This window comes from Mesorhizobium sp. M6A.T.Cr.TU.017.01.1.1, from assembly GCF_004023115.1.
In the GTDB taxonomy this organism is placed as follows: domain Bacteria; phylum Pseudomonadota; class Alphaproteobacteria; order Rhizobiales; family Rhizobiaceae; genus Mesorhizobium; species Mesorhizobium mediterraneum.
The window spans coordinates 1-579 of sequence record NZ_RZTA01000278.1; the positions used below are offsets into that span (position 1 = coordinate 1).

1 pseudogene is annotated in these 579 nt (G+C 65.6%); it reads right to left on the reverse strand.

The features are described from left to right. A pseudogene (locus EOB36_RS33975) lies at nucleotides 1–564 on the reverse strand (ABC transporter permease); the annotation flags it as partial. Nucleotides 565–579 lie beyond the last annotated feature (15 nt).

Consider the following 579-nt stretch of genomic DNA (forward strand, 5'->3'; position numbering starts at 1 on the left):
GCCGAAGATCACCGCCTTGAAGATGGTCTGCCGCACGTCGGCGGCCAGAACCGGCAGCGAATTGGCGATGCGCACGCCGATGGCGCTTGGCGGCGGCAGCAGGATGAAGGGGACGCCCGCGCCGCGCGTCACCGCCTCCCAGATGATCAGGATCCAGGCGCCGAAGATCGCCGGGATGATCAGCCTCAAAGCGGTCGCCGCCCAGCGCGAGGTCGGGCGAAGCGCGGACAGGACCGTGACGCAGCGCCAAGCCAACAGCCATGCGGCGGCAAGCAGCAGATAGAAGGATGCGCGGGCGGTGCCTTCATTGCCGGCTATGCCCGCGAGCAGCAGCCACGCCGCGCCATGCGCGCCAAGGAAAAGCAATACCACCCCAATCACCGGTGGAAAGTTGTCGGCAGCAATTGCAAGGAGCAGCAAGAAGAAAATCAAAGCCACGGTCGCCGTGCCGTAACCGGGCGTGGCATCGACAAGTGGCCAAAGAAGCAGCGCGCCGGCAAGAAGTACGAGCGCGGCAACCCCTTGCCAGGAACGAGGCGTGATCGACGAAAGGAGGGAGTTCATGCCGGTCTCCCGCCC